Source organism: Aquabacterium sp. (assembly GCF_050725395.1).
GTDB lineage: Bacteria > Pseudomonadota > Gammaproteobacteria > Burkholderiales > Burkholderiaceae_C > Aquabacterium.
The window spans coordinates 206,031-217,368 of the sequence record NZ_JBOHHL010000005.1; the positions used below are offsets into that span (position 1 = coordinate 206,031).

Below are 11,338 nucleotides of genomic sequence, written 5' to 3' on the forward strand. Positions count from 1 at the left end.
GAAAAGGGAATCGATCAGGGTTTGGGCACGAGTTGGACCGACAGGCCCGTGGCGGTCACGCGCAGTTCCTCGACCTGGTAGCCGCGGCGGTCGACCTCGCGCAGGTCTTCGGGCTTGAACTGGTGGATGGGGTAGTCCTGCAGCTTCTCTTGCGCCAGCATCGCGCCGACCTTGGTCCACTGCCGCTGCGTGTCTTCCGACAGGCCGGCGATGGCCACCTTGTCGATGCTGACCTGGTTCAGGCGAATCGTGCGGTCCAGCGCTTCATAGCGCATGCCGAAACTCACGCCCACCGTGCCCTGGTAGCGGCGGTGGAAGAGCCGGTCGGTGGCCTGGATGTCGAACTCGGCGGCCACGCGGTTGGTGTCGGGATTGAGCTGCAGGCGTGGCGCTTGCGCTTCGATCTCGAAGATCTCGGCCAGCGTCTTGCGCATGGGGAACTGCTTGGACAGCTTGGCCAGCAATTGTTCGCGCGAGATCTCGACGGTGCGCGGGCCCATCAGGCTGGCGCACCCGGCCAGGCCGATGGCCAGGGCGCTGGCGATGAGCAGGGTTCTTCGGTTCCGCTTGGATGAGGTCATGGGGCGGGGCTCAAGGTGGACCATTGCTGCAAGGTCATCACGCTCACGCCTTGCAACTTCGCGCGCCGCGCCAGCTTCAGCAGGGCGGCGTCCTTGCTCAGCAACCAGCGTGCCCCCACGTGCAGGGCCAGGTCGATGAAGACCTGGTCATCCGGGTCCTTGCATTTCAGCGGGCCGCGTGGGGGTTCGTCCACCATGTGGGCGTGCTCGAACACGGTGGTGGTCAGGGCTTCATCTGGCTGCCAGCGGGCGAACACGCTGCGCGGCCACACGTGACCCCATTCGGTCTGCATGGCGGGGCTGGCCAGCCAACGCAGGCGGCCGGCTTGCAGGGCCGCGGCCAGCGGCGAGGCGGACGGGTCCTTGAACACCCGCCAGTCGAGCAGGGCGTTGGTGTCCAGGATGATGATGGGCGCCTCGCCCGCCGTGGGCGTGAGGGTGGTCGTGTTCATGCCGCGCCGCTGATCACGCCACCACCCAGGCAGACATCACCGTCGTACAGCACGGCCGACTGGCCGGGGGTCACGGCCCATTGCGGCTGGGCAAAATTCACGCGAAGCTGGGCGTTGTCGGCCGCCTCGATGACGCAGCCTGCATCGGCCTGGCGGTAGCGCGTCTTGGCCGCAGAGGCGCCTAAAGGCGGCGCTTCGCCCGCCACCCAGCTCAGGTCATCGGCGCTCAAGGTGTGCGATTGCAGCCAGGGGTGGTCGTGCCCCTGCACCACGTACAGCACATTGGCGGCCATGTCCTTGCGGGCCACGAACCAGGCGTCGTGTTCGCCACCGCCACGCGGCGCGCCTTTTTCCTTCACGCCACCGATGCCGATGCCCTTGCGCTGGCCCAGGGTGTAGAAGCTCAGGCCCACGTGCTCGCCCAGGGTGCGGCCCCGGTCGTCCTTGATCAGGCCTGGCTGGTTCGACAGGTACTGGTTCAAAAACTCGCGGAAGGGCCGTTCGCCGATGAAGCAGATGCCGGTCGAGTCCTTCTTCTTGGCGTTGGGCAGGCCGATCTCGGCTGCGATGCGGCGCACCTCGGTCTTGGGCAGCTCGCCCACGGGGAACATCGTCTTGCTCAGTTGCGCCTGGTTCAGGCGGTGCAGGAAGTAGCTCTGGTCCTTCAGCGGGTCCAGGCCCTTGAGCAGCTCAAACCGGCCACCGCGCTCGCGCACCCGGGCGTAGTGGCCGGTGGCGATCTTCTCGGCGCCCAGGCGCATGGCGTGGTCCAGGAAAGCCTTGAACTTGATCTCGGCGTTGCACAGCACGTCGGGGTTGGGCGTGCGGCCGGCCTGGTATTCGCGCAAGAAATCGGCGAAGACGCGGTCTTTGTAATCGGCCGCGAAGTTGACGTGCTCGATCTCGATGCCCAGCACGTCGGCCACGCTGACCGCGTCCAGGAAGTCCTGCCGGGTCGAGCAGTACTCGCTGTCGTCGTCGTCTTCCCAGTTTTTCATGAAGATGCCGATCACCTCGTGGCCCTGCTGCTTGAGCAGGTGCGCGGTGACGGCGGAATCGACGCCGCCGCTGAGGCCGACGACGACCCGTTGCGGCGGGGCGGTGCTCATGCCTTGCGGATGATGGCGGCCGGGGGGGCGAAGACGCTGTCGTGCATCGTCAGGATGGACAGCGGATAGCGCACGCCGGAGAGGTAGGTCTCCAGGCATTCCAGCACCAGCGGGCTGCGGTGGCGCTCGGGACAGGCGCGGATCTCGTCGGCCGTCATCCACACGGCGCGCACGATGCCTTCGTCCAGCTCCAGGGTGGGGTCGGGCTCGGACACGGTGCCGTAGAACGTCAGGCGCAGGTAGGTGATGTCCTCGCCGGTGCGGGTGCGCCGGAAGCGCGACATGAACATGCCCAGGAAGCCCTGCGGCGTGAACTGGCAGGCGGTTTCTTCCAGCGTTTCACGGATCACGCCCTGGAGCGGTGATTCGCCCGGGTCCAGGTGGCCGGCCGGGTTGTTCAGCAACAAGCCATCGCTGGTCTGTTCTTCGACCAGCAGGAAGCGGCCGTCGCGCTCGACCACGGCCGCCACGGTGACGTTGGGCTTCCAGCGTTGAGCGGGAACGGGGGGGGAGCCGGCTTTGGCCTCCGCTTCCAGGATATTGGCGGTCTTCATGAGCGCAGGATTATCCGTCAATGGTGTGTCGCCGTGTTGTTGTCGCGATTCTTCACAATGTGACAACGCTCGCCCTCACATTTGAGGGGCTGGGGCCAAGGTTACACGGAGAATGTGGGATTGTTGTGTATGCTGGCAGGTTTGGCGCGAATGGCGCCAGCCGCCCCCCTTAGCTTAGGAGACCGTATGCTGATTGGCATACCCCTGGAGACCGCTGTCGGTGAAAGCCGCGTGGCCGTGACCCCCGAGACGGTGAAGAAATTGAAAGCGCAAGGGCACACCTTGCGCGTGCAGTCCGGTGCCGGCATCGCCGCCAGCGTGACTGACGAAGCCTACGTCACCGCGGGCGCCGAGATCACCGACGCCGCGGGCGCTTTCGGTGCCGACATGGTGCTCAAGGTGCGCGCACCCTTCGCCAACGAACTGGCCCTGCTCAAGCAGGGTGCCGTCGTGGTGGGCATGCTCAACCCTTTCGACAAGGCTGGCTTGCAGGCTTTGACAGACGCCAAGGCCACCGGCTTTGCGCTCGAAGCCGCGCCCCGCACCACCCGTGCCCAGAGCATGGACGTGCTGTCCTCGCAGGCCAACCTGGCGGGCTACAAGGCCGTCATGATCGCCGCCGACAAATACCAGCGCATCTTCCCGATGCTGATGACCGCCGCTGGCACCGTCAAGGCCGCCCGCGTGGTGATCCTGGGTGTGGGGGTGGCCGGCCTGCAAGCCATCGCCACGGCCAAGCGCCTGGGCGCGGTGATCGAAGCCTCCGACGTGCGTCCTTCGGTGAAGGAGCAGGTCGAATCGCTGGGCGCCAAGTTCATCGACGTGCCGTATGAAACGGCCGAAGAAAAAGAAGCCGCCGAAGGCGTGGGGGGCTATGCCCGCCCGATGCCGCAGTCGTGGCTGGACCGCCAGAAGATCGAAGTGGCCAAGCGCGTGGCCAACGCCGACATCGTCATCACCACCGCCCTGATCCCCGGCCGGGCCGCGCCCGTGCTGGTGACCGAGGACATGGTCAAGGCCATGAAACCCGGCTCGGTGATCGTGGACCTGGCCGCCGCCCAGGGTGGCAACTGCCCGCTGACCGAAGCCAACCAGACCGTGGTCAAGCACGGCGTGACCCTGGTGGGCGAGACCAATCTGCCGGCCCTGGTGGCCGCCGATGCCTCGGCCCTGTATGCGCGCAATGTGCTGGACTTCCTGAAGCTGGTCTTCAACAAGGACGCCCAGTTCCACGTGGACCTGGAAGACGACATCGTCAAGGCTTGCCTGGTGTGCCGGGACGGCCAACTGCTGCGCGCCTGATTGACGAGAGATCGAGGAGACTGATATGCAACGCCAAATGCTGCGTGCCAAGCTGCACCGCGCGACCGTGACCGAGGCCGACCTGAACTACGAAGGTTCCTGCGGGATCGACGAGAACCTGCTCGAAGCGGCCGACATGAAAGAGTTCGAGTACATCGAGCTCTACAACATCAACAACGGCGAGCGCTTTTCGACCTACGTCATCAAGGCCGCGCGCGGCTCGGGCGTGATCTCGCTGAACGGCGCGGCCGCGCGCAAGGCGCACGTGGGCGACCTGCTCATCATCTGCACCTACGCGCCCATGACCGAGGCCGAAGTGGCCGGCTACAAGCCCAAGGTGGTCTTGCTCGACGAGGGCAACGCCATCAAAGAGATCCGCAAGTTCGACTGATTTTTTCAAATCCTCTGGAGACACGATGGAAGCCCTCGCTCAAGTCGACCATGTCGTCATCAACCTGTCCATTTTCGTGCTGGCCATTTATGTGGGCTATCACGTGGTGTGGACGGTGACGCCGGCATTGCACACCCCCCTCATGGCCGTGACCAACGCGGTGTCGGCCATCGTCATCGTGGGCGCCATGCTGGCCGCCGCGCTGACCGTCACGCCGCTGGGCAAGACCATGGGCGTGCTCGCCGTGGCGCTGGCCGCGGTCAATGTGTTCGGTGGCTTCCTGGTCACCCGGCGCATGCTCGAAATGTTCAAGAAGAAAGACAAGAAAGCGGGAGCCAAGTAAATGAGCATGAACCTCATCGCTTTGCTCTACCTGTTCGCCTCGGTGTGTTTCATCCAGGCGCTCAAGGGCTTGAGCCACCCGACCACGTCCATCCGTGGCAACTTCTTCGGCATGGTCGGCATGACCATCGCCGTGCTGACCACCATTGGCCTCATCCATGGCCAGGCGCAGTCGCTGGGCATTGATTTCGGTGCAGGCCTGGGCTATGTGCTGGGCGCGCTGGTGATCGGCGGCGGCGCTGGGGCCATCATGGCCAAGCGCGTCGAGATGACCAAGATGCCTGAGCTGGTCGCCTTCATGCACAGCATGATCGGCCTGGCCGCGGTGTTCATCGCCGTGGCCGTGGTGGCCGAGCCCTACGCCTTCCAGATCGTGCAGAAGCTGGCCGACGGCACGGTGCCGCCCATTCCCACGGGCAACCGGCTTGAGCTGTCGCTCGGTGCCGCCATCGGTGCCATCACCTTCAGCGGCTCGGTCATCGCCTTCGGCAAGCTGAGCGGCAAGTACAAGTTCCGCCTGTTCCAGGGCGCACCGGTGAGCTTCAAGGGCCAGCACCTGCTGAACCTGGTGCTGGGCCTGGGCCTGATCGGCCTGATCGGTGCCTTCATGGCCACCCAGCGCATGGACTTGTTCGTGGCGCTGATCGTGCTCAGCTTCGTGCTGGGCGTGCTGATCATCATCCCGATCGGCGGCGCCGACATGCCGGTGGTGGTGTCCATGCTGAACAGCTATTCGGGCTGGGCGGCGGCGGGCATCGGCTTCTCGCTGAACAACTCCATGCTGATCATCGCCGGTTCGCTGGTGGGCTCGTCGGGCGCGATCCTGAGCTACATCATGTGCAAGGCCATGAACCGGTCCTTCTTCAACGTGATCCTGGGCGGCTTTGGTGGTGACGCCACCGCGGCTGTGGCGGGTGGCGCGCAAGCGGCACGTCCCGTCAAGAGCGGCTCGGCCGACGACGCCGCTTTCGTGCTGGGCAATGCCGAGACCGTGATCATCGTGCCGGGCTACGGCCTGGCCGTGGCGCGTGCGCAGCATGCCGTCAAGGAACTGGCCGCCAAGCTGACCGAGAAGGGCATCACCGTGAAGTACGCGATCCACCCGGTCGCGGGCCGCATGCCAGGCCACATGAACGTGCTGCTGGCCGAGGCCGAAGTGCCTTACGACCAGGTCTTCGAGATGGAAGACATCAACGGCGAGTTCGGTCAGGCCGACGTGGCCATCATCCTGGGCGCCAACGACGTGGTGAACCCCGCCGCGCACACCAAGGGCAGCCCGATCTACGGCATGCCCATTTTGGAAGCCTACAAGGCCAAGACCATCATCGTGAACAAGCGCTCGATGGCCGCGGGTTACGCGGGCCTGGACAACGAACTGTTCTACAGCGACAAGACCATGATGGTGTTTGGCGATGCCAAGAAGGTGGTTGAGGACATGGTCAAGGCGGTGGAATGATTCCGCGTTGTGCGATTCAAAAAGCCGGGCACTGCCCGGCTTTTTTTTTGGATGCCGAAGCAGGCTGAATCAACCCAGCAAGGCGCGGTAGGCTTTTTCTCCGGCGTCGAAGCTGTAGCGCGCTTGCATGTCTCGCTGCGCCTGGGCGCGCAGCGGTGCCATGGCCTGCGGCGTTTCAAGCGCATCGACGATGGTGCGCGCCATCGCGGCGAGGTCGAAAAAGTCGACCAGCAGGCCATTGCGCCCATGCTCGATCACTTCTTCAACGGGGGCAGTGCGTGATCCGATGACCAGGCAGCCACTGGCCAGGGCTTCCAGGCAGGACCACGACAGCACGAAGGGGTAGGTGAGGTAGACGTGCGCCGCCGAAACCTGAAGCACCTTGCGGTAGGCATCGTAAGGCAGCTTGCCGAGGAAGTGCGTGCGGGCGGGGTCGAGTTGCACCTCGTCCAGCATCTTGAGGCGCCAGTTGGCGAAGTCCTTGGGGCGCCCGCCATAGCTGACCTCGTCGCCGCCCACGATCACGGTGTGGCAGTGGCGGTGGGATTGCTGAACACGCTGCAGGGCGCGCATGAAATGGTGGAAGCCACGGTAGGGCTCGAGGTTGCGGGCCACGTAGGTGACGACGGGGTCGCCGGCTTTCAGGGTGTGGCCATTGGGCAGGGTGACGGTGGCTTGAGGGTCAGGCCCCAGCGCTTGGGTGTCCACGCCTTCATGGGCCAGGTGGATCTTGGGCTGGAAGATGGCGGGGTGGCGGCTGCGCTGCCATTGCGTGGGGCTGATGCCCGCGTCGCAGTGGGTGAGGTTCAGGGCGTGCAGCGCGTTCCACGTGCTCATGCGAGCTTTGGCGTCGAAGCTCAAGGGGAACTCGGGGTCGAAGCCGGCGTCGCCATCCGGCGTGCCGTAGTACCACTCGCAGAAATGGACCAGTTTGGCGTCGGGGAAGATGTCTTTGGCGTAGAGCGTTTCGCCCCAGCCGGGGTGGGCCAGGATGACGTCGGGCACAAAGCCTTGGGCTTTGAGCTTGAGCAGCACGCGGGCCACGGCTTGGCCATGGAGCACCGCGCCTTCCATTTGGCGCAGGTAAGGGTGCTGGCCTTTGCCGGGGGCGCGGTGCAGGTCGTAGGGCACCCAGCGCACCCCGTCCATGCCTGGGGCCGTTTTGCGGCCCAGGCCCAGCACTTCCCAGCCGGGTTGCTGTGCCCACCGTTGGGCAATGCGGCGGAACTGGCCAGGGAAATTCTGGTGGATGAAGAGGATGCGCATGGGTGCTGGCGATGGGCTTAAGCCCAGTTGGCCGCGATCACGGGGTTGAGGGCCGTCTGGTAGTTGGCGGGCAGGGTGGTCTGGCCTGCGGCCGGTGGCGTGAAGGCCGCCATGGCGTTGACCAGGTTGTCGACCTTGTTGGCTGTCAGCGTTTTGCCATCGGACAGTTTCACGCTCTCGACCTGGTTGGCGGCGGATGCGTACCAGTTGTTGATGGTGAACTTGTCGTTGGTGCCGATCACGGACAGCTCGAGGTTGTTGCCGATGTGGCGGAACCAGAGTTGGTTGGTGGTGACACCGGAGAGGACGTCGAGACGATCGGTGCCGCCGGAGTCTGTGAGGGTGTCGGCGCCTTGGGTGCGGCCCCAGGTGTAGATCTCGTTGGAGGTGGTTGATGTGTCGGATAGGGTGTCGTCATCAATGCCTCCCGTGATGGAGTCGTTGCCTTCGTCCCCCTTCAATGTATCGTTGCCGCTGTCACCGAACAGAGAATCGTTGCCATCATTGCCGGCCATCAAGTCATTGCCAACACCACCTCGAATGACATCGTTGCCGGTCCAGGGTTGCGTACCATCTGAACTCCAGCCGGGTGTGTCCCCAGAGAGGACGTCGTTGCCGTTGCCGCCATCAATTGAGTCATCACCGTCTCCAGACCAAACGTTATCGTCGCCATCCCCAGCGATGATGGTGTCGTTGCCTTCTCTCCCTTCGATATGATCAACGCCATTAGATCCGGTAATCACATTGGCGCTCCTGTTCCCGACACCGTGACCTGCTGCCATCAAGATTAAATTTTCAACGTTGATCGCTCCTATTTGATAGTGACCCTCATTGACCAAAATCACGGTATCGGTGCCACCAATGCCCGTGTCTCTGACGGTAACATGTTCGGCATTGCTAGCTGTGTCGCTATAAACATCTGAAGTGACATAGTAGGTGTCGTCACCATTCCCTCCGTCTAAGGTATCAATACCAGTCCCTATCAAGGTATCGTTGCCCGCCTCGCCTTGCAGGCTGTCATTGCCAGCCCCTCCGTCGATATAGTCGTTCCCTGCGCCACCTAGCAAGGTGTCATTGCCGGTCAAAGCCCAGCCATTGGGGCTATAGCGCGCATCTCCCAGAATTCGGTCATCGCCGTCACCTCCTTCGACCGAATCGTCACCTTCCCCGGCCCAGATGATGTCGTTGCCGGCGCCAGAAATGATGGTGTCGTTGCCCCCCAATCCATCGAGAAAGTCGGCGAATGCCGAGCCCGTGATGCGGTTGTTCAGCGCATTGCCATGGGCCAGCACACCGGCTTCCAAGGTCAAGTTCTCCACGTTCTTGGCCAAGCTGTAGTCGTTGTCGGCCGTGACGACCGTGTCGATGCCTGAAGTGGCCGAGTCGGATTCAACCACCTGATCTCGGTGAAGCGTGCCGTCATCGTCCCAGTAGTTGGTCACGTAATAGGTGTCGTTGCCGTTTCCGCCGGTGAGGGTGTCCGTGCCCACGCCGCCGTAGAGGCCATCGTTGCCTTCGCCACCGTCCAAGGAATCATCGCCCTCGTCGCCATACAAGCCATCGTTGCCATTGCCGCCGAGGATGGTGTCGTTGCCAGCGCGTCCGTAGAGGTAGTTGTTTTCGTCGGAGCCGGTGATCACGTTGTTCAGGACGTTGCCATGGTTGGTGGCCTGACCCGTGCCTGAGGATTGGATGACGAGGTTCTCGACGTTTTTGGCCAAGACGTAATTGGTGCTGGCCGTGATGACGGTGTCGATGCCTGCGTTGAGGGTGTCAAGCTCAATGACCTTGTCCATGTGAAGGACCCCGGTCTCATCGTCGTACGAAAATGTCACCTCGTAGGTGTCATCGCCGTTGCCGCCGACCAGGGAGTCATCGCCGGCGCCGCCCTCAAGCGTGTCATTGCCGGTGCCACCCAGCAAGGTGTCGTTGCCGCCCAATCCTTGGAGCACATCGCTGGTGCCGAAAGCGCTGCGGTCAATTTTGTCGTTGAGCGTGTCTGAGCCGATGTAAATGTTGGCCATGGTTTCGTATCTCTCTTCGTTAAGGGTGCATGGGTACTGCTTCATTGAAGTTGCGCAGTTCGACAACACTGCGCCCTGTTGCAGACCAGTGCCGTGGCCTTGCCCGAACGAAGGCAAGCCGCCAGCACCAATCAATGCCTGGTCGATGAGAGGCGCGGCCTACCGCTCCCGCAAGCTCTCACTCGCATAGGTTTGGACGGGGCTGAGCAAGTACTCGATGACCCTGCGCCGCCCGGTCTTGATCTCTGCTGTCACGTTCATGCCCGGACTGAGCTTGATGGACTTGCCATCCACGTCGATGTGGTTGACGTGCAGCTTGACCGTGGCCGGGAAGACCGCCCCACCCGGGGCTGGCGCAGTAGTGCTACCGGCGGACTCCGCGTCCGTGGCGCTCTTGGGAGGCGCCGCCGCCCTCACCACAGCGTCGGCCGTGATCGAACTGACCGTGGCCGGCACCGTCCCATAACGCGTGAACGGGAACGTCTCCAGCTTGACCTCGACCGCCTGGCCCGCGTTCACAAACCCGATGTCCTTGTTCTCCAGCGTCACCTCGGCGGTGACCTCGGCCTGCTCGGGCACCACCACCATCAGCACCTGCGCCGGCGTGACCACGCCGCCCGTGGTGTGCACCGCCAGTTGCTGCACCGTGCCGGTGGTCGGCGCCGTCAAGCGCGTCAGGCGCTCGCGCTGCGTGGCCTTGCTGGCGTCCTGCGCCAGTTGGCGCTGCTGCAGGTCGGCCTTGGCATGGCGCTCGTTGAGCTTGTTGATGGTGTCGGCCACCCAGGCGCTGCGCGCCTGTTCGGCCTGCTGCAAGGCCGCCTTGGTCTCCTCATGGCGGGCGCGGTAGGTGGCCAGGTCCTGTTGCATCTCGATGCGCGCGCGCGTGCGGTCCTGGCCGGCGTGCTGGCTCACGAAGCCTTGCTTGGACAGCTCGTTGAAGTCGTCCTCGCGCTTTTGCAGCAGGGGCAGCGTGGTGTTGAGCTTGGTGATCTGCTCGCGCACGGTGTCGATCTCGGTGCGCTTGGCCACGATGTCGGCCTGCAGCTTGGCGCGCTGGGCCTGCAGGTCCTGCCATTCGGCGTCGAGCTGTGCCTTGGCTTGGATGCGCTGCTCACCCGTCAGGACTTCGCTGCGCTCGAACGCCTGGGGCAAGGTGGGCGCGGTGGATGATTTGGCCGTGAAGGCCGCCAGCAAGGCCTGTGTGCGCCAGGTTTCTGACAAGGCACCGGCACGCTCCTGCGTCACGCGGCTGCTGTCGGCCTGGGCCATGGTCGGGTCCAGCTCGATCAGGACATCGCCGGCCTTGACCTTGTCGCCATCCTTCACGTGGATGGCCTTGACCACGCTGGCCTCCAGCGGCTGGACCAGCTTGGTGCCTTCGCTGACCTCGATGCGGCCCGGGGCCACCGCCACGATGTCGACCTGGCCGAAGCAGGCCCATAGCAGGGCGATGCAGAACAGGCTGATGACGGCCCAGATGACGCGCCTCGGAGCGGGATGGGGTGGCGTTTCCTGCAGGCTCAGTGCTGCGGGCAGGAAGGCGGTCTCGTCGGCCAGGCGCGCGGGGCCTGCCATCTCGTGCCGGCGTTGCCAGACTTCGGAGAACACGGCCTTGTAGCGGCCCAGCAGCTCGCGCCTGGGTTCTTGTGGTGGCGCGGGGGCGGGCGTGGAGGGAGAGGTCGTGGCGCTCATGCTGGCTCGTCCGTGGGGTTGGTGTCGGTGCCTTGCTGCATGCTCCACAGGTAGGCGTACAGCCCCTTGGGTCGCTTGACGAGGTCGTCGTGCGTGCCGGCCTCGACGATGCGGCCGCGCTCCATGGCGATGATGCGGTGGGCGTGGCGCACGGCGCTCAGGCGGTGGG

General features: G+C 64.2%; 11 protein-coding genes. 4 read left to right on the forward strand and 7 right to left on the reverse strand.

The annotated features are described in order from the left end of the window. Nucleotides 1-14: 14 nt before the first annotated feature. Genes ACREB4_RS05630 through ACREB4_RS05645 form a run of 4 tightly spaced genes read right to left on the reverse strand, consistent with a single transcriptional unit; the run spans nt 15 to nt 2,696 of the window. Nucleotides 15-581, reverse strand: a complete 567-nt coding sequence (locus tag ACREB4_RS05630; protein WP_431587220.1) for a hypothetical protein — start codon at nt 579-581, stop codon at nt 15-17. Then, nucleotides 578-1,033: a PIN domain-containing protein gene (locus ACREB4_RS05635; RefSeq protein WP_431587221.1), complete on the reverse strand. Its 456-nt coding sequence runs from the start codon at nt 1,031-1,033 to the stop codon at nt 578-580. The genes ACREB4_RS05630 and ACREB4_RS05635 overlap by 4 nt, the downstream gene beginning before the upstream one ends. After that, the gene (gene mnmA, locus ACREB4_RS05640) at nt 1,030-2,142 is read right to left on the reverse strand and encodes a tRNA 2-thiouridine(34) synthase MnmA (RefSeq protein WP_431587222.1); all 1,113 of its coding nucleotides are present in this window, start codon (nt 2,140-2,142) and stop codon (nt 1,030-1,032) included. Before mnmA ends, ACREB4_RS05635 begins: the two co-directional genes overlap by 4 nt. Beyond that, on the reverse strand, nt 2,139-2,696 hold the full coding sequence (locus tag ACREB4_RS05645) for an NUDIX hydrolase (protein WP_431587223.1): 558 nt from the start codon (nt 2,694-2,696) through the stop codon (nt 2,139-2,141). The genes mnmA and ACREB4_RS05645 overlap by 4 nt, the downstream gene beginning before the upstream one ends. Before the next feature lie 186 nt (nt 2,697-2,882). Between ACREB4_RS05645 and ACREB4_RS05650 the strand changes: the two genes are divergently transcribed. Genes ACREB4_RS05650 through ACREB4_RS05665 form a run of 4 tightly spaced genes read left to right on the forward strand, consistent with a single transcriptional unit; the run spans nt 2,883 to nt 6,187 of the window. Beyond that, on the forward strand, nt 2,883-3,998 hold the full coding sequence (locus ACREB4_RS05650; protein WP_431587224.1) for a Re/Si-specific NAD(P)(+) transhydrogenase subunit alpha: 1,116 nt from the start codon (nt 2,883-2,885) through the stop codon (nt 3,996-3,998). A gap of 25 nt (nt 3,999-4,023) precedes the next feature. Continuing rightward, nucleotides 4,024-4,389, forward strand: coding sequence for an aspartate 1-decarboxylase (gene panD / locus ACREB4_RS05655; protein ID WP_230180002.1), 366 nt, complete (start codon nt 4,024-4,026; stop codon nt 4,387-4,389). Nucleotides 4,390-4,414: 25 nt separating this feature from the next. After that, a complete protein-coding gene (locus ACREB4_RS05660) occupies nt 4,415-4,732 on the forward strand; it encodes an NAD(P) transhydrogenase subunit alpha (RefSeq protein WP_431587225.1) in 318 nt (105 codons plus the stop codon). Further along, nucleotides 4,733-6,187, forward strand: coding sequence for an NAD(P)(+) transhydrogenase (Re/Si-specific) subunit beta (locus ACREB4_RS05665; protein ID WP_431587226.1), 1,455 nt, complete (start codon nt 4,733-4,735; stop codon nt 6,185-6,187). 69 nt (nt 6,188-6,256) lie between these two features. Here the strand turns inward: ACREB4_RS05665 and ACREB4_RS05670 are convergent, their stop codons facing one another. The 3 genes from ACREB4_RS05670 to ACREB4_RS05680 form a co-directional block, all read right to left on the reverse strand. Beyond that, nucleotides 6,257-7,453, reverse strand: a complete 1,197-nt coding sequence (locus tag ACREB4_RS05670) for a glycosyltransferase family 4 protein (RefSeq protein ID WP_431587227.1) — start codon at nt 7,451-7,453, stop codon at nt 6,257-6,259. Between the two features lie 17 nt (nt 7,454-7,470). Next, nucleotides 7,471-9,477: a calcium-binding protein gene (locus tag ACREB4_RS05675; RefSeq protein ID WP_431587228.1), complete on the reverse strand. Its 2,007-nt coding sequence runs from the start codon at nt 9,475-9,477 to the stop codon at nt 7,471-7,473. 159 nt (nt 9,478-9,636) lie between these two features. Further along, entirely contained in the window at nt 9,637-11,169 is a 1,533-nt protein-coding gene (locus ACREB4_RS05680; RefSeq protein ID WP_431587229.1) for an HlyD family type I secretion periplasmic adaptor subunit, read from the reverse strand. Nucleotides 11,170-11,338: the final 169 nt, after the last annotated feature.

What these genes read in the sequence shown, in the direction of transcription:
- ACREB4_RS05665 (WP_431587226.1), top strand. Translation starts at nt 4,733, where the DNA reads ATGAGCATGAACCTCATCGCTTTGCTCTACCTGTTCGCCTCGGTGTGT.
- mnmA (WP_431587222.1), bottom strand. Translation starts at nt 2,142, where the DNA reads ATGAGCACCGCCCCGCCGCAACGGGTCGTCGTCGGCCTCAGCGGCGGC.
- ACREB4_RS05670 (WP_431587227.1), bottom strand. Translation starts at nt 7,453, where the DNA reads ATGCGCATCCTCTTCATCCACCAGAATTTCCCTGGCCAGTTCCGCCGC.
- ACREB4_RS05650 (WP_431587224.1), top strand. Translation starts at nt 2,883, where the DNA reads ATGCTGATTGGCATACCCCTGGAGACCGCTGTCGGTGAAAGCCGCGTG.
- panD (WP_230180002.1), top strand. Translation starts at nt 4,024, where the DNA reads ATGCAACGCCAAATGCTGCGTGCCAAGCTGCACCGCGCGACCGTGACC.
- ACREB4_RS05645 (WP_431587223.1), bottom strand. Translation starts at nt 2,696, where the DNA reads ATGAAGACCGCCAATATCCTGGAAGCGGAGGCCAAAGCCGGCTCCCCC.
- ACREB4_RS05660 (WP_431587225.1), top strand. Translation starts at nt 4,415, where the DNA reads ATGGAAGCCCTCGCTCAAGTCGACCATGTCGTCATCAACCTGTCCATT.
- ACREB4_RS05675 (WP_431587228.1), bottom strand. Translation starts at nt 9,477, where the DNA reads ATGGCCAACATTTACATCGGCTCAGACACGCTCAACGACAAAATTGAC.
- ACREB4_RS05635 (WP_431587221.1), bottom strand. Translation starts at nt 1,033, where the DNA reads ATGAACACGACCACCCTCACGCCCACGGCGGGCGAGGCGCCCATCATC.
- ACREB4_RS05630 (WP_431587220.1), bottom strand. Translation starts at nt 581, where the DNA reads ATGACCTCATCCAAGCGGAACCGAAGAACCCTGCTCATCGCCAGCGCC.
- ACREB4_RS05680 (WP_431587229.1), bottom strand. Translation starts at nt 11,169, where the DNA reads ATGAGCGCCACGACCTCTCCCTCCACGCCCGCCCCCGCGCCACCACAA.